General features: G+C 69.2%; 14 protein-coding genes. 8 read left to right on the top strand and 6 right to left on the bottom strand.

What is annotated here, in order from left to right:
• Window positions 1-165: 165 nt before the first annotated feature.
• On the bottom strand, window positions 166-1,038 hold the full coding sequence (locus AB0F88_RS26045; RefSeq protein ID WP_362689139.1) for a bile acid:sodium symporter family protein: 873 nt from the start codon (window positions 1,036-1,038) through the stop codon (window positions 166-168).
• Window positions 1,039-2,325: 1,287 nt separating this feature from the next.
• Here AB0F88_RS26045 and AB0F88_RS26050 point away from each other — a divergent pair.
• The 4 genes from AB0F88_RS26050 to AB0F88_RS26065 all read left to right on the top strand — a co-directional run bounded on the left by AB0F88_RS26050 (window position 2,326) and on the right by AB0F88_RS26065 (window position 11,430).
• Complete coding sequence (locus AB0F88_RS26050; RefSeq protein WP_362689142.1) at window positions 2,326-9,174, top strand: DNRLRE domain-containing protein; 6,849 nt, start codon at window positions 2,326-2,328, stop codon at window positions 9,172-9,174.
• Window positions 9,175-9,281: 107 nt separating this feature from the next.
• Window positions 9,282-9,836 carry a hypothetical protein gene (locus tag AB0F88_RS26055; RefSeq protein ID WP_362689144.1) on the top strand — a complete coding sequence of 185 codons (555 nt, stop codon included), beginning with the start codon at window positions 9,282-9,284 and terminating at the stop codon, window positions 9,834-9,836.
• A 263-nt stretch (window positions 9,837-10,099) separates the two neighbouring features.
• On the top strand, window positions 10,100-11,158 hold the full coding sequence (locus AB0F88_RS26060) for a methyltransferase (protein WP_362689147.1): 1,059 nt from the start codon (window positions 10,100-10,102) through the stop codon (window positions 11,156-11,158).
• A gap of 116 nt (window positions 11,159-11,274) precedes the next feature.
• A complete protein-coding gene (locus AB0F88_RS26065; RefSeq protein ID WP_362689151.1) occupies window positions 11,275-11,430 on the top strand; it encodes a hypothetical protein in 156 nt (51 codons plus the stop codon).
• Window positions 11,431-11,433: 3 nt separating this feature from the next.
• Here the strand turns inward: AB0F88_RS26065 and AB0F88_RS26070 are convergent, their stop codons facing one another.
• The 4 genes from AB0F88_RS26070 to AB0F88_RS26085 all read right to left on the bottom strand — a co-directional run bounded on the left by AB0F88_RS26070 (window position 11,434) and on the right by AB0F88_RS26085 (window position 14,868).
• The gene (locus tag AB0F88_RS26070; protein WP_362689154.1) at window positions 11,434-12,255 is read right to left on the bottom strand and encodes an ABC transporter ATP-binding protein; all 822 of its coding nucleotides are present in this window, start codon (window positions 12,253-12,255) and stop codon (window positions 11,434-11,436) included.
• Window positions 12,252-13,376 (bottom strand): iron chelate uptake ABC transporter family permease subunit, encoded by a 1,125-nt coding sequence (locus tag AB0F88_RS26075; protein WP_362689157.1) that lies wholly within the window; start codon window positions 13,374-13,376, stop codon window positions 12,252-12,254. The genes AB0F88_RS26070 and AB0F88_RS26075 overlap by 4 nt, the downstream gene beginning before the upstream one ends.
• A 74-nt stretch (window positions 13,377-13,450) precedes the next feature.
• Complete coding sequence (locus tag AB0F88_RS26080) at window positions 13,451-13,606, bottom strand: hypothetical protein (RefSeq protein ID WP_362689160.1); 156 nt, start codon at window positions 13,604-13,606, stop codon at window positions 13,451-13,453.
• A gap of 290 nt (window positions 13,607-13,896) precedes the next feature.
• On the bottom strand, window positions 13,897-14,868 hold the full coding sequence (locus AB0F88_RS26085) for an ABC transporter substrate-binding protein (RefSeq protein ID WP_362689163.1): 972 nt from the start codon (window positions 14,866-14,868) through the stop codon (window positions 13,897-13,899).
• A 276-nt stretch (window positions 14,869-15,144) separates the two neighbouring features.
• Between AB0F88_RS26085 and AB0F88_RS26090 the strand changes: the two genes are divergently transcribed.
• A complete protein-coding gene (locus AB0F88_RS26090) occupies window positions 15,145-15,828 on the top strand; it encodes a hypothetical protein (RefSeq protein ID WP_362689166.1) in 684 nt (227 codons plus the stop codon).
• Here AB0F88_RS26090 and AB0F88_RS26095 read toward each other — a convergent pair.
• Window positions 15,725-16,138 (bottom strand): hypothetical protein, encoded by a 414-nt coding sequence (locus tag AB0F88_RS26095; protein WP_362689577.1) that lies wholly within the window; start codon window positions 16,136-16,138, stop codon window positions 15,725-15,727. The two genes, AB0F88_RS26090 and AB0F88_RS26095, sit on opposite strands and share 104 nt — an antisense overlap.
• A 133-nt stretch (window positions 16,139-16,271) precedes the next feature.
• Here AB0F88_RS26095 and AB0F88_RS26100 point away from each other — a divergent pair, with 133 nt between their 5' ends.
• The 3 genes from AB0F88_RS26100 (at window position 16,272) to AB0F88_RS26110 (ending at window position 18,968) form a co-directional block, all read left to right on the top strand.
• Entirely contained in the window at window positions 16,272-16,493 is a 222-nt protein-coding gene (locus AB0F88_RS26100) for a DUF1707 domain-containing protein (protein WP_362689580.1), read from the top strand.
• Window positions 16,494-16,734: 241 nt separating this feature from the next.
• On the top strand, window positions 16,735-18,036 hold the full coding sequence (locus AB0F88_RS26105; protein WP_362689169.1) for an extracellular solute-binding protein: 1,302 nt from the start codon (window positions 16,735-16,737) through the stop codon (window positions 18,034-18,036).
• Complete coding sequence (locus AB0F88_RS26110; protein WP_362689172.1) at window positions 18,033-18,968, top strand: sugar ABC transporter permease; 936 nt, start codon at window positions 18,033-18,035, stop codon at window positions 18,966-18,968. Before AB0F88_RS26105 ends, AB0F88_RS26110 begins: the two co-directional genes overlap by 4 nt.
• Window positions 18,969-18,970: the final 2 nt, after the last annotated feature.

Consider the following 18,970-nt stretch of genomic DNA (forward strand, 5'->3'; position numbering starts at 1 on the left):
CCGCGGACGACCGCCCCACCGCGTCCCGCGCGCCGACGGCCGACAGCACCACCCGTAGCCCGCCCATCCCGGCGACCTTACCGACCGGCGCGGGAGGTCGCGAGCAGGCGCCCGCGACCTCCCGCGTTCACCCGGGAGTCCGGGAAACGGAACCGGGCACTCCTTTCACCGGGCCGCGTCGGGGGCGAGCTTCGCCGCACGGGACCTGAGGAGGAATCCGGCCGCGGCGGCGGTGAAGAACATCAGCACGCCGTAGGTGGCGGCGGGGACGGCCATCTGGTTGTTGTTCAGCAGCGTGAGCGCGACCGCGATGGACAGCGTGGCGTTGTGGATGCCGATCTCCATGCAGGAGGCGACGGCCTGGCCGCGCTCGATCCCGGCCAGGCGCGGCACCCAGTAACCGATGGCCAGGCTGATCACGCTGAACACCAGCGTGATCGCGCCGACCGAGCGGATGTAGCCGCCGAGGTTGTCCAGCTCCTGCAGCAGGGCGCCGAGGATGACCAGGACCAGGATGACGGCGGAGGCGATCTTCACGGGCGCGTTCATCCAATCGGCGAAGCGCGGCAGCCCCGCCCGGACCGCCATGCCGATCGCGACGGGGACGAGCACGATCGCGACCACCTGGACGGTCTTGTCGAACTGCAGGCCCAGCGCGGCCGAGTCGGCGGCGAAGTAGCTCAGCGACAGGTTGGTGACCAGCGGCAGCGTGACGACGGCCAGCACGGAGTTGATCGCGGTGAGCGTCACGTTGAGCGCGACGTCGCCGCCGAACAGGTGGCTGTAGAGATTGGCCGTGGTCCCGCCGGGGGAGGCGGCCAGGAGCATCATGCCCACGGCGAGCGCGGGCGGCAGCCCGAAGGCGAGCACCAGGCCGAAGCAGATCGCGGGCAGCACCAGAACCTGGCAGACGAGCGCGACCAAGGTGGCCTTGGGATAGGCGACGACGCGGCGGAAGTCGGCGATCGTCAGGCTCAGGCCGAGGCCGAACATGATGATCGCGAGGGCGATGGGCAGGAAGACACCGGCAAGGGCCATGGGGGGTGTGTCCTCTTTCCTCGGACGGGAGCGGGAGCGGGAGCGGGTCGGTGTGGCGGTGGGCGGGCGGGGGCGGGGTCGACTGCGGCGGTGCCCGGCGGGCGGGGCGGGTCAGGGGCGCGGTGCCCGGTCGTCACGGACGACGTCCGCGCGGCGTCCGTGACGGCGCCGGGAGGCGGAGAAGGCGACGGCACCCGATCCCGCGGCGGTGGTACGGACGAGAGCACGGCGCTGCATGGTGGGTCCAATGATCACGTACATTTCGCGATCACGCCAGGTAGGAACTCCGGCCTTCTCCGCTTTCCCGGGATCGCCGCGGCATCCGCTCCATCCGGAGGACGCGGCGCCCGGGATCCGGCCGATCGGCCGGTTCACGCATCGGAAGGGGATTCACGAAGACCCGTTCATGACATGCCGGCGCTCCCTCCCGCGGGTGAACCGGGGCGGGTCCTCCCGCAGGTGAACCGGGGTGGGTGCGGGAGCCGAGACTTCCGCCCCCCGCCGGTCTACTGCCTCCTGAACGTCTGCGCCAGGCTGCCGTTGCAGTCCCACCGCCGCAGTCTCGCGGCGCCGTTGCCGCCGGTGTCGTCGGCGGCCACGTCCACGCACTTGTTCCCGGGGGCGCCGACCGGCCGGGCGGGGGCGGGGCGGTGTTCAGCCGCTTCGACGCCGCGATGATGCCGAGGTCGGCCGCCCTCACCCGGGCCGCGTCGAACTTCACCACCTGCCGGTCATAGGTCCAGAAGCCGTCCGGAAGAGCCCGCGATCACGACCTGGGACGTGCCTGGGTCACAGGCGGGCCATACGCGCCCGCCGTCCGTTATGGATCTTTCGCACAGTCCTGCGGGCCGTGTCCATCACCAGCCGGGCCGTCGCCGCGGCCGCCTGGTGATGGGTCTGCGGCACCTACACCTCGGTGCTGCCGCAGGTCATTAGGTAATTCGATCACAAAAGTCAGCTTGATCACAGATCTTTCTTTATGTAAACCTTATTGATAGCTTCTGTGGAACGAACACACGTTCGAGTGGCCTGCGCCTTTGGCGTAGGCCACTTGCATGCACGCAGGAGACCTGAGTGAACTTAACGACAGGGAGCGGAGAGCCCTTACCGCTCGCCTCCAGTCCTCGAAGGCGCAGACGCCGCCTGGCGAGCGCCACCGCCACCGCCCTGGCCGCGACCATGGTCGTCAGCCTGACCGCGGTTCCGTCCTGGGCCGAGCAGGAACCCGATCCGGCCCCGGCCCGGACCTCCGCCCCTCCCGCCCCGAAGAGCGGCGGACAGCCCGCCGTGGACGAGACGCTGGAGGCCGCCAAGAAGAAGGCCCGCGAAACCGGTAAGCGAGTCGAGATCCCCGAGCGCAACACCGAGAGCACGACGCTGTTCGCCAACCCCGATGGCAAGACGCTGCGGGTTGAGCTGTCCACCGAGCCCGTACGCGTCAAGAAGGCCGACGGCAAGGGCTTCACACCGATCGACACCACCCTCGTCGAGGCGGACGGCGTCATCAAGCCCAAGGCCGCGACGGGAGACATCGTCCTGTCCGCCGGCCGGGACAAGACCCTGCTCAAGAGCCAGGCGGCCGACGCCACAGCGAAGATCACCGCGCCATCGGCCCTGCCCGCACCCAAGCTGAAGGGCAACACCGCCACCTACTCCGGCGCATACGGCAAGGGCCGCGACCTGGTGGTGACCGCGAGCGCGACCGGGTTCCGGCAGCAGATCACCATCGCCGAACGGCCCACCGGCCCGGTCTCCTTCCGGGTCCCGTTCGACCTGCCCAAAGACATGTCCTTCACAAAGAACGCCGCGGGCCGGCCCACCATCGTGGGCAAGGACGGCAAGACGCTGACCGAGGTACGGCCGACCCTGCTGCGGGACGCCAAGGCCGCCGACGCGGGCGCCCCGCTCGATGCGGGCAAAATCGGCAAGGCCGCCGTCACCCTCGCCGAGGACGGCAAGACCCTGGTCTTCACGCCGGACGCCGCGTTCCTGGCCGATGCGGCGACGACGTACCCGGTGACGATGGCCGCCGCGGCCTCTGACTGGTACGAAGGCCACACCGGCGGTGGCATGGACGCCTACATCAACGATGTCGACCTCACCGACAGCTGGGACACCTTCGCCGACTCCGAGATCGTGGTCGGCAAGTCCTACGCCAGCAGCACCGCCAAGCGCTGGCGCGGGTACCTCAAGTTCCCCAACATGCCCGCCGAGTTCGCGGGCAGCACGGTGCAAAACGCCGACCTGCACCTGTGGAACCACCTGTCCAACACCTGCGGTACGTCGGTCGGTTCCGGCATCACAGCGCGGCGGATCACCTCCTCATGGGATGACATGCTGCTGCGTTGGAACAGCCAGCCGTCTGTCGTCGGTACGGGCGCGAACACCGAGTACGGCGCCTACAGCGAAGACTGCAACTACGCCTGGAACCTGACCCACTCACTCAACGGTGTCGTCCAGGCATGGATCAACGGTGACACCAACCACGGCATCCAGCTCACCGCGGGTAACGAGTCCGAGTTGCGAAACTGGCGGCGCTACGCCTCCGAGGACGCCGGCGGCTGCAGGACCAAGCCACTGGAAGACTGCAAGTTCCAGCTCCACCCGCCCATCCTCACCGTCGACGTCGAACTGCCGACACCACCCCCACCGCCCCGTCGCGAGACGGTCGTCATCACCTCAGGCGAGCCGCTCACCTCGATCCCTGAATACGAGGAAGCCCTCACCAGGTCGGTCTACGTGCCGGAAACGGAGGTGGAGATCGACTCGCTGGTGATGAGCGACGCGCTGGTAGCCGCCAACCAACAGCGACGGGACGGTGAGGGGTCTCTCATCAGGACCAGCAAACTCTCCCCTAGCGATCCTTCCGAATACGATGGCGACACCAGTAATCCCAATGGGGAGGACACCGCGGCCCCGCGGGTGCTGGCGACCGAACCGGTCAGCGATGCCACCGAGGTCCCTCTGAACTCTCAGATCAAGGTGACGTTCACCGAAGAAGTCGACGAACCCACGATCGCGGCGAAGAACGCACAGGGTGCCGAAATTCAGGGCAGTACCGAGTTCGACAGTACTGGACGGACCGCAATCTTCACCCCCGCGCATCCGCTGAAGCCAGGAACCACTTACACGGTCGAGGTCTCGGGAGCGATCGACTCGTCAGAAAACATGATGGACCCCTACACCTGGTCCTTCACTACTCTGATGCAGGCCGCGGGTCTCTGGACGTTCGATGAGGGAGACGGCCGTACGGCCGCCGACTCGTCAGGGAATGATCATCGCGCGAGCCTGAACGATACGGCGGCGTGGATTCCCGGCAAGAGTGGAAACGCGGTGTCGAACACCCCGACGCAGGCGCAGGCCGTGGCGTCTCGTGAGGCGGTTCGTCAGGGTAAGGCCGTCGAGGTGGCCGATCAGACCACCGCGACCGGCGTCACCTATGCCCAGCCTGACGGAAAGACGTTCACCACCGAGATCGCCGCGGGTCCGGTGCGGACCCAGCAAGCCGGTAAGTGGGTGCCGATCGACACCATCCTGGTCGAGCAGAACGGCAAGCTGCGGCCCAAGGCCCTCGCCGAGGGTGCGGTCGTGGAGATCTCCGCCGGTGGCACGGATCCGTTCGTGAAGATGACGGCGGACGGGAAGTCGTACGCGCTGCGCTGGCCGACGCCGCTGCCCAAGCCGGCCGTCAAGGGCAATGTCGCCACCTACACCGACGCCGCCGGTACGGGGGCGGATCTGGTGGTGACGGCGCTGCCGACCGGATTCCGGCATGAGGTGGTGCTGCGCCAGCGGCCCGCCAAGCCGTTGCAACTGCGGATCGGCGTCGACGACGAGGGCCTGACCCTGACCGAGGGCAAGGGCGGCCGACTGCTGCTGAAGGGCAAGGACAAGAAGCTGGTCGCCGCGGCGGCGCGGCCGGTCATGCGGGACGCCGGTGGCAAGGGCCAGGCCGCGCCGGCCAAGCGCGGCAAGGCCGCCACGGACGTGGTCACCAAGGACGGCCGTACGGAGCTGGTGATCAAGCCGGGCCAGGCGTTCCTCGAGGACGCCGGCACCACCTACCCGGTGCGCGTGGCCGCGGCGGTCACGCTGCCGCTCGGCGCCGACGTCGAGGTCACCACCTACGACACGGTCGACTTGCCCGCGTTCCCTGACAACCAGTACCTCGCCGCCGGCACCATGACAGGCGGGTTAAAGTCGCGGACGCACCTGCGGTTCGACACCACGAGCCTGCAGGGCAGCACGGTGACCGCCGCCACATTGTCGATGAACACCATCGACGCCCACAACTGCGGCCCCGCGCTCACCAACGGCATCCAGGTCGCCCGCCTGACCGGCGCCTGGGACCCGGACAACCTGTACTGGGCCAACAAGCCCGCCCACACCACCGAGGACGCCTCCACCAACTTCAAGGGCGTCAACCCGGACTGTGAGCCCTGGCCGGACAGCATGGACTGGAACGTCACCGGCATCGCCCAGGACTGGGCCGCCGGCGCCGCCAGCCACGGCCTGGTGCTCAAGTCACCCGGCGAGACGAACATCAACAACTACCGGACGTTCACCTCCGTTGAGGACACCGACTTCAACATCCCGCCGAAGCTGACCGTCACCACCAGCGGCCCCGCGTCCGCGCCTGTCGTCACCGACCTGGCCATCACCCCGGCACAGGCCGGCGGCGGCACCACCACGGTCACCTCGCTCACCCCGCAGCTCGCCGCCACCGTCACCGACACCGCGACCGGCTCCCTGACCGGGCAGTTCGAGGTCGAGCACGACCCCGCCGCCACCGGCCAGGGCACCGGCCAGATCTGGACCGGCGCCTCGCAGGCGGCCACGTCCGGCGGGCAGGCCACCGTCAGCGTCCCCGCCGGGAAGCTGACCGACGGCTGGAAGATCCGCTGGCGGGCCCGCGCGGCCAACACCACCGCCGCCACCACCTCGGCGTGGTCGGCCTGGCAGAACGCGACCGTGGATGTACCCAACCCCACGATCAGCGCGCTGCAGGTCACCCCGTCCCAGCAGGTCAACGGCACCACCGTGACCACCAGCCTGACCCCCGACCTGCTGGCCACGGTCACCGACCCGGCCGCCCAGCCGCTGCGCGCCGAAGTCGAGGTCGAACACGACCCCGCCGCCACCGGCCAGGGCACCGGCCAGATCTGGACCGGGAGCGCCGACAACGTCGCCTCCGGCACCCAGGCCACCCTGACCGTCCCGGCCGCCAAGCTGACCGACGGGTGGAAGGTGCGCTGGCGCGCCCGCGCCGTCAACACCGCCACCACCATCGGCTCGCCCTGGTCGCCCTGGCAGGCCTTGACCGTGGACCTGCCGGACCCGGTCTCCGAACCGACCGTGGGCACGCTGCAGGTCAACCCCTCCCAGCAGGTGAACGGCATCACCGTCACCTCCAGCCTCACCCCGGCGCTGCTGGCCCAAGTGAGCGACCCGGCCGGCGGTGCCCTGCGCGCCGAGGCCGAGATCGAGCACGACCCGGCCGCCCCCGCCGGGCAGGGCACCGGCCAGATCTGGACCGGTGGCGCCGACAACGTCCCAGCCGGAACCCAGGCCAACATCGCCGTCCCGGCGAACACGCTGACCGACGGATGGCAGGTGCGCTGGCGGGCCCGCGCGGTCTCACCCACCGCCGCCTCCGCCTGGTCGGACTGGCAGACCCTCACCGTCAGCCTGCCCAGACCCACCGTGCAGGGCCTCACGATCACCCCGTCCAAGGTGGTGGACAACGTCACGGTGACCACCACGCTCACCCCGGCGCTGAAGGCCACCGTCACCCACCCGACCGGCCAGGCACTGCGCGCCGAGGTCGAGGTCGAGCACGACCCGGCCGCACCGGAAGGGCAGGGCAGCGGCCAGATCTGGGCCGGTGGCGCCGACAACGTCGCCTCCGGCACCCAGGCCAGCCTGGCGGTTCCGGCCGGGGAGCTGACGGATGGGTGGCAGGTGCGCTGGCGGGCCCGCGCGGTCGCCGGGCAGGCCGCCTCGGCCTGGTCGGACTGGCAGCAGGTCACCGTCGACGTCACCCGGCCCGGTGAGGAACCCCTGGCCCAGACCACCGGACCGGTGATCCGCACCGATGAGAGCTTCACCGCCGCCGCCTGGCTGAAGTGGAGCGACAAGGACGGCGACCACACCGTCCTTGAGCAGAAGGGCACCCACCAGGCGCCCTTCCGGCTGGGCAACACCGCCGACCACGGCCTGGTGTTCACCTTCACCAGCGCCGACACCGCCGATGCGACGATCGAGGGCGTGCTGTCCGACGTCGAACCACCGGTCAACGAGTGGTTCCACCTGTCCGGCGTGTACGACGCGGCGGCCAACACCGCATCGCTGTACTTCAACGGAACCCTCATCAAGACCGCACCGGTCAGCTTCACAGCGTGGAACGCGGACACCGCCATGGCCCTGGGCAGCGAGATGAAGGGTGACCTTGATGAGGTCCAGATCTACCAGCGGTCGCTCGACGCCAGCGAGATCACTGCTCTGCTGACGAGCCCGGTGACCCGGACATCGAGAACTCTCGAAGAGGGCGCTCTCTCGGCTCCAGCCGTGAGCGCCGCCATGGCGCAAAATGGTGGATTCGAGTACGAACATCCCAAGCTGCATGACTGCACGGTCAGCGGGAAAGAAACCGGTTACGCGGAGTACGACGCGCGGATCGGTGAGCAGCCATACAGTTCGTGCTGGTCGGCATACCTCTACGTAAAGGACTACGAGGAGGACGACTCGACCGGGAAGATGAAGAAAGCGACCTGCAATCGCGCCAAGTGGATCATCAAGTGGGTGTGCAGCCAACTCGAAGAGCCATTCGATGACGACTTCGCATTCCGCTTCCGTGCCACCTGGGTTATCCATAGCTATTTGGGCGACTCAACCGGGAATAGCGTGGTGAACGGCGCCGGAACCGGGATCAAACCGACCGACATGAAGATGTTCGTTCAGCTGGATGAATTCGCAATCCTCGATAAAAATGGGAATGTCATCATCCCGGCGTCGGAGCTCCGTAATCTACCCATATCGATCGAACTTTACGCCGATACGAAACCCTTCAGCGACGGCGACTGTGAGCCGGACGACGACAGCAAGACCAAGGACGTCTCGGCATGGGTCGCCAAGTCCGACGAGACATTCAAAATCCATGCGACCGTCGATGCGAAGAGCACGTTCGTCTGCACGATCGCCCCTCATGTCCGATTCGATGTGGAGGGGTTGGCGGACCCGGCCCTTCGTCTCTGGAGCGATAAAGCCCTGGATGACGACGGGAAGGTCGTCGGAATTCGGCGGCATGGTAAGGGCGAGCCGCATCTCCTGAGCTGGGTGCCGAATTTCCGCTGCGACAGCATGACGTTCGGCGCCGATGACGAGGCTGTCGCAGACCGGGTCGGTGGTTGTATCAACACCAGGGCGAAGCGCGTGTTCGTCATGTCCAAGAGCGATGACAAAGCCTTCATAGAGGTGATCGAGCATATCGAGGACGCCCTGAGTCCAAACAACTCTCGGACCTTCCCATACCTCCGGCCAGGCCATGATTGGTCGAAGCCGTCATACCCGCCCACGCGAAAGATTCTGGGCAACGAGCAAAATAAGTTCATATACGGCAACTGGGCTGCGCCCCGATACGACGAGGATGGCGACGATGCCGCAGGGAAGCCGCTGACCAGGGGGATAGCAGAGAAGAGCGAAACCGCCAACTACAACAGGAAGTTTTTCTCTCGGATTGAAATGCACATGGACGTGGGAAGCGTGGAAACGCCGAAGGAAATGCACTGGCTACTCCCGCCGCCTCTGACGTCCCCGCCGTTCTCTCAGCAGGAAGTCGCTAATCGCGAGAAAGCCCGTGAACGTCACTCCTGGAGTATCAACTACTGCAAATATTACATGCCGGAAAAGTATCCCCAGCCATATAGGGACGACAAGCTGCCCATGGGGAAAGAAAACACCTGCGACGAATACCCGTTCGCCTCAACCCTGCAAGGGGCAGGATATGCTCAAGGGCATTTCTCCGTAAGGGCCCTGAACGGCAGGCAAAACAACCTCCAGGGGACGGAGCTCAAAAAGTTCTACGCGGACTTCCGGGTCGGGCAAGAAAACCCCTTCTGGGTGCTCATCGCACCTTAAGGCCGACCGGCTGAACCCATTCTAAGGAGGGGGTAAGGAGTGGTATGATACCACTCCTTACCCCCTTTCCCTGTCGACGCTCATCATATGAAATCCGGATACCCTCCATGCATGCCCTCCCCGCCGAAAATCAACATCGCCTCCTGATCGAACATGGATTCCATGACTTCTTCATGGCCCAATGGGTCAGCATCGAAGACATCGACGAGGTAGCCCGACGGCTGCGAGTCGCAACGGAGACGACATTCGCATGCGACTTTCAGACCGCCATGGAATCATACGGTTCCAAGTCCCAGGCGCCGCATCAGGCTTGGATCGCCCGCCTTGCTCCTGGCTGGTCGATAGTTATTTATCTCAACGGCCTGATGCTGTCTTCCGACCCGCTCAGTCTCGGCGGTCAGCGCGCTTTCGATGTCTCGTACATCCCTGGTGTGGAAGAAATCGACGAACTGTTCTACACCCACGACGGGACATGCACTGGAAGCATCTACTATGAGGAGGAATACCAGGCTTACTGGGAGGGTTTGCCATACGACATCACAACGACAGAAGGACAGCTGGAGGAGTATCTATGCATCTTGGGAAGAGTCGCCGGGCGGTTCCTCGATCATGAACTGTTCTCCTCTCAAGGACTGCTGATTCAGCTTCCCTCGACTGATTGAGGTGATCTCAGCGAATTGCCGCTCTTAATCCGTAGGTTCTGGGTTCGAGTCCCAGGCGCCCTACCCAAACGACCTGGGAAGACTCCCTGTTTCACGATCGGGAGGTCTGCCCGGGATCGCATTCCGGGTTGCAGTCGGGTTGCTGTCAGCCGTCGAGCGGAGCGCCTGGGGACGTGCACCGAACCAGGTCCGGGGAAGGACGGGTGCCGATTCGTCCAAGCCGTGGCCGGCCTCGGCGCGCACCATGGGGACAGGAGGTGCGTATGACGAGCAACGACGAGGCGACCGCGACGACCGGCGCCGCGCTGGACGGGCTCGCCGCGTGGCGGGCCCTGACGCCGCTGATGGATCTGGTGACCCCGATGGCGCTCCGGGTGGCCGTGACCCTGCGGCTGCCCGATCTGGTGGACGAGGACGGTTCGGACATCGAGGACCTGGCCGCCCGGGCCGGCGCGGACCCGGACGCGCTGGGCCGGCTGCTGCGCCATCTGGTCTGCCGCGATGTGTTCGCCGAGCCCCGGCCGGGCACGTTCGCGGCGAACGGGACGGCCGTCCTGCTGCGCCGGGACCACCCGTCCGCGATGTGGCGGTGGCTGGACCTGGACGGGTTCGGCGGCCGGATGGACCTGGCCTTCACCGGCCTGGCGGACACGGTGCGCACTGGCCGGCCGGCCTGGGCGGCGGTGTTCGGCGCACCGTTCTGGCGCTATCTCGACGCGAACCCCGAGCTGAGCGCCTCCTTCGACGCGACGATGGCGGCCGGCACCGGGTTCGGCGAGCTGGCGGAGGGCTACGACTGGCCGGCGCTGACCCGGGTGGCCGACGTCGGCGGCGGTACCGGGGTGCTGCTGGCCGAGCTGCTGTCGCGCCACGAGGGCCTGCGCGGTGTGCTGATCGACCTGCCGGACACCGCGTCACGCGCGCAGCGGTACCTGGCCGGACGCGGGCTGGCGGACCGGTGCGAGACGGTCGGGCGGAGTTTCTTCGACGAGTTGCCCGGCGGCGCCGACGTGTACGTGCTCAACCGCGTGCTGCACGACTGGGCCGACGCCGAGGCGGCCGCCATCCTGCGCCGCTGCGCCGACGCGGCGGGCCGGCGCGGCCGGGTACTGATCCTCGAGTCGCCGATCGTCTCGGGGGGCGATCCGGCCATGTTCGCGGAGATGAACCTGCGGATGCTGGTCCTGGCCGGTGGCCGGGAACGGACCGTCGACGACTACCGGGCGCTGGCCGCGGCCGCCGGACTGCGGGTAGCCGCCGTGCGCGACCTCACGGCGCGGCACACCGTCGTCGAGTGCGTCCCGGCCGCCGTCGGCACCTGACGGTCCTTTCCCGCCGGGCCGCGGCGCGTACCCCGGCGGGAAACGGCGAGCGTATGCCCGCCGCGCTCGCCGCCGGCCGGCCCGCCGTGTCTCCGAGGACGGGAAGACCGCCGCTCGTGCAGCGCACCACGCTCGGCATCGTGCCCAGGGGCACGCTGGAGAAGACCGCACCGGTCGGCAGCGGCCCCTACCGGTTCGTCTCCTGGACACCCGGTGACAAGATCGTGCTGGACCGCTGGGCCGACGCGGTCGTCGGCCTCCCCGCGGGGTGATCCTCATCGTCCCGCCTCCCGGCGGTCGGTGCCGGGAGGCGGGGAGGCCGTCTCGTCCAGCGGGGAGTACCACAGCAGGGGGCGGCCGTCGGGAGACGGGCTCACCGTCACCCGCACCCGGTAGACGCGCTCGATCCACCGTTCGGTCAGGACCTCGGCGGGGGGACCCGAGGCGACCACGCGTCCGGCCTCCAGCAGGAGGAGGTGATCGCAGTAGCGGGCCGCGAGGTTCAGGTCGTGCAGGGCGGCGACGACCGTGGCGGGCGTGCGGGACAGCATCCGCAGCAGGTCGAGCTGGTGGTGGATGTCGAGGTGGTTGGTCGGCTCGTCCAGCAGGAGCTCGGTGGGCCGCTGGGCCAGCGCGCGGGCGATGCCGACGCGCCGGCGCTCCCCGCCCGACAGCGTCGACCAGCGGCGCTCTCCCCAGCCCGCCAGACCGCACCGTTCCAGGGCCTCCTCGGTTTCCCGCGCGTCGCGAAGGTCGTCGCGGCCCATGAGGGTGAGCGGTGACCTGTGCGGGATCCGGCCGAGTGCCACGACGTCGGCGACGGTCATGTCGATGTCGGTGGAGACCTCCTGGGCGACCACGGCCAGGCGGCGGGCGACCTCGCGCCGGGGCAGCTCGTCCAGCCGGCGCCCGTCCAGCAGGACCGTCCCGGACCGCGGGCGCAGCAGGCCGGCCAGCAGCCGCAGCAGCGTCGACTTGCCGGAGCCGTTGGGGCCGATCAGGCCCGTGAAGCGCCCTTCCGGCACGCTGATCGTGACCCCGTCGACGATGGGGACGCCGTCGGCGCCCCAGGTGACGTCATGGGTGTCCAGGCTCATGATCCGGCGCTCCTTCCGCGCATGACGACCGCGAAGGCGGGGACGCCGATCAGGGCGGTGAGGACCCCGACGGGTACCTCGCGCGGGGAGAACAGCGTGCGCGCGGCGGTGTCGGCCCACAGCAGGAAGATCGCCCCGTACAGCGCGCAGGCCGGCAGCAGCACGCGGTGGCGGCCGCCGGCCAGGAAGCGGACGGCGTGCGGGACGACCAGGCCCACGAACCCGATGGCGCCGCTCGCGGCGACGAGGACCGCGGTGCTCAGCGCGGTGGTGACGAGCAGGACGAGCTGGGTCCTGCCCGGGGCGATGCCGAGCGAGGCGGCGGCCTCGCGCCCGAAGGCGAAGGCGTCCAGGGCGGGGGAGGCGGCCCAGCACAGCGCCAGGCCGGCTCCCGTCGCCGCCGCGCACAGGGCGGCGGTGCTCCAGCTCGCCGAGGCGAGGGAGCCCAGCAGCCAGAACGTCACGCCGCGGGTGCTCTGCGCGTCACCGGCCCAGATGACGATCAGGCTGGTCAGCGCGCTGAACAGCTGCGAGACCGCCACGCCGGCCAGCACGACGCGCAGGGAGCCGCCCGCTGCCGCGCCGATGAGCGCGAGCACGCAGCAGAAGGCCGCGAGGCTGCCGGCGAAGGCGCCCGCCGTCAGGGCGGCCGCGGCTCCCGATCCCAGGCCGAGGATCAGGACGGCCACCGCCCCGGTGGACGCCCCGGAGGAGATGCCGAGCAGGTAGGGGTCGGCCAGCGGGTTGCGGGTCAGCGCCTGCAGGACCGCGCCGCACACGGCCAGGCCGCCCCCGACCAGCGTCGCCAGCAGCACCCGTGGCAGGCGCAGCTCCCACACGATCGCGTCCATCAGCGGGCTCGGGGGTGCCACCGGGAGGCCGAGGTGCGCGGCGACGCTCTGGAACACCTCGCCCACCGACAGGCCCGCGGCTCCGACGGTCACCGCGAGCGCCACCGACAGGGGGAGCAGCACCAGCCCCGCGCCGACCGCCGGGAGCGAGCGCCGCCACCCGGCCCGCGAGGCCGTGGCGGTCGTCCCGGGATCGGCGGGTGCGGCGGGTGCGGGGGGCACGGCGGGCACGGCCGTCGCGGAGGTACGCGAGAAGTCGTCAGAGGTCATCGTGGGTGTCGGGGGTCGTCGGGGTCGTCGAGGATCGTCGTGGGTCATCGTGGGTCATCGGGGGTCATCGGGGGTCATCGCCGGGCGAAGACGACGTGGTCGTCCAGGTACTGCCAGACGGTTCCCACCTCGGTGAAGCCCGCGGTGCGCAGCGCCGCGAGGTGGAACTCCAGCGGTGCCGGAGGCTGCGGCGGCCGGTCGGCGAAGCGCCGCTCCCGTTCGGGCAGCAACGGGGCCAGCTCGGGGTGGCCGGCCGCCAGCGCCCACCACTGTTCCCAGGTGGCGGCGCCGTCCGCCAGGCCGGGTCGAGCACGGTGAGGTCGCCGGGGCAGTGCAGGCCGAGCACGTCGAGCATCGCCTGGAAGCGGTTCTCGAGGTGGGCCACGTAGGCGGACTGCTGGTCCTCCCAGCGGGAGAGCAGGTCCCGTGCGGTCATCGGGGCGGTGGAGGGAGTGGGGGCGGTCATCGTCGTCTCCGCGGGAGGGGAAGGGCGGTCGTGTGGCGGGGGAGGCCGGTGCTGTCAGCGACGAAGGTCCCGCAGGCCCGCGCCGACCTGCTCCACGGCGCCGACGCTTCTGATCGAGGGGTCCATGGCCGATCCGGGGACGACGACGAAGCGGTTCTTCCTGACCGCCGTGAGCCGGGAGGCGACGGGGTCGGAGCGCAGGAAGCTCATCTTGGCCTCGGCGCTGTCGCCGTCACCGCCGCGGGTGAGGTCGGCCAGCACGATCACGTCCGGATCGCGCTCGGCGATCTTCTCCCAGCTTCCCTCGGACCACTGCCGGGCGATGTCGGAGAAGGCGTTGTCCGCGCCGAGGAACGTGGTGATGGTGTCGGGCAGCCCGCCGCGGCCCGCGACGGCCGGGGTCTTCGTCCCGGAGTAGTACCACATCAGCGTCGAGCCCGGGCTCGCGCGGGAGACGTCCTTGGCCGCCTCGAGCCGCTTTCGCAGACCGGCCACCACGCTCTCGCCGCGCTCCGGGATGCCGAAGATCTTCGCGATGTCGCCGATCTCGCCGAAAACGGCGTCGAACGTGACGGAGGAGGGGATCAGCTTGGGATCCTCGCAGTCGTTGGAGGAGAGGTAGGCCGGTATCGCGAGCCTGGCCAGGTCCTCCCGGGCGCCACCGGCGTCCGGCGCGTAGGCGGAGGCGCGCATCGAGTAGACGAAGTCCGGCCTGGCGGCGAGCAGGGCCTCCCGGCCGGGATACTGCGCGGCCAGGACGGGGACCTTGCCGTAGTCGGCTTCGAGTTCGGGGAGCACCGGGTCCGTCCGGTACGCCGTGCCCGCCATCCGGCCGGCGAGCCCCAGCGCCAGCATGATCTCTGTCGCGTTCTGCTCCATGGCGACCGCCCGGCGCGGCGGGGCGGCGATCCTGAGGGGACGTCCGCAACTCGTCAGCTCCGTCACGGCCGGTGCGGCCTTGCCCGCGCCGGTGGAGGAGTCGCTCGTACCTCCGCAGGCGGTCAGTGCGAGGAGGAGGGAACCCATCGCGAAAATGGGAACGATTTTCATAACCGAGGACTGTAGCGCAGCGAGAGGCGGCGGGAGCAGGGGGGTCGGTTCGTCCGGGGCGTCCGGCGAGATTGATGCCCAGTTATGAATCTACATTGTAAAGGCGTCGGGTCTTTTCAAGATCATTAAAAGCACGACGGACTGAAGACTGCCTCCAAAGAACAAGGTCCCTCCGGGGTTCGGCGGGACCATGGACGTAGATCATTGAAAGCGGTAGCGTCGGCCGGGTAGTCAGGTGACAGGAGCCGCTGGATGTCCTCGAAAACGGTCAGGCCACCCCGTGTGCCGTCCCGGCCGGACGTTCGCCCGTCCATCCGGGCACGTCACGTCATCGTGGCCGTCGTCGCCGCCGTCGCGATAGCCGGGCCGGTGGGCTATCTCCTCGGTAGCCCCGACGCCTCCCAGGTCGCCATCGCCGACATGCGGGAGGCGGAGAAGAAGCGGGACGTTCAGCAGATCGGTGAGCTGACCTCCACGGCGCGGGTGACCGCCGGAGAGCTGAACGGGGTGCTGTCCAAGCTCGCCGAGGTGCTTCCCCGCGATGGAGAGCCCGGCGCGCGGTCGGCGGAGCCGGCGGAGGTCGACGGGTGGCGGAACGTTCTGCGGCAGGCCGTCGAGCGGCACGCGGAGACTCCCTCGGGAACGACCGCGACCAACGTGGCTCGTGCGGGATTCCGTGGCGCGGTGGACGCCATGGCGGTCGCGGTCGACACGTACGCGGCCGGCCGGGGGCTTCCCGCGGACCTGCGGCAGCCCTTCCTCGAGCTGGCGGCCCGCCAGCGGTCCGCGGCCGTCGCGACGTGGTCCGTCGCGGCGACGCAACTCGACCAGATCAGTGTCGACGCCGGCAACGGCCACCAGCACGTCTACCTGACGAGCGCTCCGGGAGAAGGGGGCATGTCCGCGGACAGCGTTCCTGAGGGCACTCACGGGTAGCCCTCCTCCGGGCCGGTGCCGGCGACGGCGACCGGGATCCTGCACGCGTTCGATCGGGAGCGGCAGGTTGGGGCCGTAGCCGGGGAGTGACCGGCGCGCGGTGGTGATCCGCGGGGTGCCGCAGCCGCATCGCCCGCAGCCCGTCGGCGTAGCGGGTCGGGTCCGCGTGCCGGTCGCCGGAGGGCGGTCCCGTGACGCCGGCCTGGCCCATCAGCCGTTCGGTCATGAGCGCGATGAGGTCGTCGCGGCTCGGGACGTGGCGGTGGAGGGGCATCGTGCCCGTGCCGGCCTCGGCGGCGATCCGTCGCATGGTGGCGGCCTTCGGCCCTTCGGTGTCGGCGATCCTGGCCGCCGCCTCGGTGATCTGCGCGCGGCTGTAGGCCGGTTTCGGCCCGCGGCCCGATTCCCGTGGCCGCGGCGGGCCGGACCGCCGGCCGCCGTCGATCGGTGAGGACGACCGGGACGCGGCCGTCCGGCGACTGCGGGAGGCGTACGCCGAAGGGCGCATCTCGCACGGGGAGTCGGACGAACGCCTCCGTCGGGCGCTCACCTTCGAGACGTACGGCGAGCTCGGGCCGGCTCTGGTCTCGCTCCTGGAGGAACGTACGGCGAGCTCGGGCCGGCTCTGGTCTCGTTCCCGGAGGACGCGGGCGGCACGTTCGTGATCGCCGCCTGCGGACGGATCCGGCGGCGCGGCGCGTGGTGGGTACCCCGGCTGTCCCCTCTCCGGGGCCCTTGCTGGTCAATGCAGGTAACGCTGTCTAAAAACTAACGCTCTTACTAGTCTGAGCTGCTGTTTAGCATGGGTACCGTTACCCAAATGTCTCTTGACGCCCATTCGTGTAACGCCTACGTTAACCGCATCGGGGAGTCGCTTAAAACGATTCAATTACCCAGAGGGGCATTATGAAGACCTCGCACCGCACGCTCGGAACGGCTGCGGCCGTCCTCGCGATGGCGGCCCTCGCCTCCTGTGGCTCGGGCTCCGCGCCGGCCGCCGACGGCACCGTCACCCTGTCCTTCATGACGGGCAGTGACCAGGCGGTCGTGGACACCTCCAAGGCGCTGGCCGACGCGTTCATGAAGGCCAACCCCACCATCAAGATCGATATGGAGCGGCAGCCGGGAGGGGGCGAGGGCGACAACGTCGTCAAGACCCGGCTGTCCACCGGCGAGATGACGGACGTGTTCTGGTACAACTCCGGTTCGCTGCTGCAGGCGCTCAACCCGGCCCAGACCCTCGTCGACCTCACCGGCGACCCCGCCCTGGCCGACGTCCAGCCCGAATACCTGCCCGTCGTGACACAGGGCGGCAAGGTGTACGGCGTGCCGGCGACCACGCTCGCGGGCGGCGGCATCCTGTACAACCGCAAGGTCTACGACCGGCTCGGCCTGAAGGTGCCCACGACCTGGGCCGAGTTCATGGCCAACAACGAGAAGATCGAGGCGGGCGGCGTGACCCCGGTGATCACCACGTTCAAGGACACCTGGACGTCGCAGATCTTCGTGCTGGCCGACTATCACAACATCCAGGCGGCGGTGCCGGCCTTCGCCCAGGACTACACGGCGGGCAAGGCCAAGTTCGCCGGCACCCCGGCCGCCCTGGGCGGCTTCCAGCACCTCGCGGACGTCAACGCCAAGGGCTACGCCAACAAGGGCTTCGGCTCGGCGACCCTGGACCAGGGCCTGAAGATGCTGGTGGAGGGGAAGGGCGCCCACTACCCGATGCTCACCACCCTGCTGCCGCCCCTGCTGGCCACCTACCCGCAGACAGCCACCGACGTCGGCTTCTTCGGCGTCCCCGGAGACGATCCCGCCAGGCACGGCGCGACGGTGTGGGAGCCTCCCGCGATCTACATCGCCAAGACCACCGGGCATCTGGACGCGGCCAAGAGGTTCCTGGCCTTCGTCGCCTCGCCGGCCGGCGCCGATGCCGTGAGCGCGGCCGTACGACCGGCCGGCCCCTACCGCGTCAAGGGCGCCAAGCTTCCCGGCAACGCGCTCCAGGTGGCCAAGGACCTGCAGGCCTACCTCGACCGGGACGCCACCTCTCCGGCCCTGGAGTTCCTCTCGCCCATCAAGGGCCCCTCGCTGGAGCAGATCACCGTGGCCGTCGGCTCGGGGCTGACCCCGCCCGCCGAGGGGGCGGCCCAGTACGACAAGGACGTGGAGAAGCAGGCCAAGCAGTTGGGGCTCGAGGGGTGGTGACCACGCGGGACGCCGGGCCCCGCGAGGGGCCCGGCCCGGCCCCCCGGCAACGGCACGCCGGTGCCGATCACACCAGGCGGCACGCGGCCTATCCTCTGGCGCTGTACGTCCCGGCGGCCGTCGTCTACACCGTGATCTTCCTCATCCCGACGGTGACGGCCTTCTACTTCGCGCTGACCCGCTGGACGCTGTTCGACAGCGAGTTCGTGGGCCTGGACAACTTCCGCGACTTCCTGGCCGAGCAGAACCTGCGCGTCGGGTTCCGGAACACGCTCGTCTACGCGGTCGTCACCAGCGGCCTGAAGGTCGTGCTCGGGATGGGGCTCGGCGTGCTGCTCACCTCCAAGCTGCGCCTGCGCGGCTTCCTGCGCTCGGTGGTGTTCTTCCCGGTGCTGGTCTCCACGGTCGCCGTCGGCATCACCTTCAGCGCGCTGCTGCGGCCCGACACCGGCCTGGTCGACAAGGCCCTCGCCGTGGTCGGCGTCTCCGGGCCCGACTGGCTCGGCGACGCCGGTACCGCCCTGCTGTCGGTGGCGCTGGTGGACGTGTGGAAGGGCGTGGGCCTGGCCACCGTCATCTACATCGCCGGGATCCTGTCCATCCCGCAGGACTACCACCAGGCGGTCGCCGTCGACGGGGGCAGCGCCTGGCACCGGTTCCGGCACGTCACGCTGCCGCTGAGCCGGCCGGCCACCTACTCGGTGATCATCTTGTCGTTCATCGGGGGCTTGCGCTCGTTCGACCTGATCTGGACGATGACGCGCGGCGGGCCCGGCTTCACCAGCGACGTCATCGCCTCGATCATCTACAAGCAGTACCAGGCCGGTTTCTTCGGCCTGTCCACGGCCGGCAACGTCCTGCTGTTCGTCGTCGTCACCGTCGTCGTCGTCCCGCTCAACTACTACCTCGGCAAGAGGCAGGTCGCCCTATGAGC

The sequence above is a fragment of the Streptosporangium sp. NPDC023963 genome (assembly GCF_040639135.1).
Lineage (GTDB): Bacteria > Actinomycetota > Actinomycetes > Streptosporangiales > Streptosporangiaceae > Streptosporangium.